1 protein-coding gene is annotated in these 907 nt (G+C 72.5%); it reads left to right on the top strand.

Translation table 11 applies throughout. From position 1 onward, the window contains the following. The coding region (gene lpxK, locus D183_RS0117820; RefSeq protein WP_017910195.1) for a tetraacyldisaccharide 4'-kinase at nucleotides 1-781 on the top strand (781 nt) is incomplete at its 5' end. Nucleotides 782-907 lie beyond the last annotated feature (126 nt).

Genomic DNA, 907 nt, shown 5'->3' with positions numbered 1-907 from the left:
GGGCGTGGCCAGCCGCGGCTACGGGCGCAGCCAGCCGCAGGAGCCGCGCTGGATCGAGCCGGGCACCTCGGCCGAGCAGGGCGGCGACGAGCCGGTGCTGATCGCGCGCAAGACCAGCGTGCCGGTGCGGGTGGACCGGGACCGCGTTGCCGCGGCACGCGCGCTGCTGCAGGCCGGCTGCGACATCGTGGTCTGCGACGATGGCCTGCAGCACTACCGGCTGCAGCGCGACATCGAGATCGAGGTGGTGGACGGCCAGCGCCGCTACGGCAACGGCCGCCTGCTGCCGGCCGGGCCGCTGCGCGAGCCGGTGGCGCGCGGCAACGAATGCGATTTCCGGGTCATCAATCTGGGCCAGGCCAGCGACAGCGGCGCGCTCGAAGTCGGCTTCGGCGAATGGGCGATGCGCCTGCGCATCGACAGCGCGCAACCGCTGCGCGGCGGCCGTGCGCGGCCGCTGCGCAGCTTCGCCGGCCAGCGCGTGCATGCCGTGGCCGGCATCGCCCACCCGCAGCGCTTCTTCGACATGCTGCGCGCGCAGGGCATCGGCGTGGTGCCGCATGCCTTTCCCGACCACCACCAGTACCGCGCCGCGGACCTGGCCTTCGGCAGCGAACTGCCGGTGCTGATGACCGAGAAGGACGCGGTCAAGTGCGCCGCCTTCGTCAACGACTGGTGCTTCAGCGTGCCGCTGGTCGCCGAGCTGCCGGCGGCGTTCTGGATCGGCCTGCTCGACCGGCTGGACAAGCTGCGCGGCCGCGCGGGCGAGGCTGGCGGCTAGCGGCGCCTCTCAGCACCGGTTTCCGCCGCAATCGCACCGGATCCAGCGTTAGCGGCTTCAGCCGCGACGGGGCGTTCCCGGTCAAGCCCATCGCGGCTGAAGCCGCTTGTGTCAAATAAGGGTCTA

This window comes from Xanthomonas sp. SHU 199, assembly GCF_000364665.1.
GTDB lineage: Bacteria > Pseudomonadota > Gammaproteobacteria > Xanthomonadales > Xanthomonadaceae > Xanthomonas_A > Xanthomonas_A sontii.
Note: the sequence above shows the minus strand (reverse complement) of the source record. Positions and strands in the feature narration are given on the sequence as shown.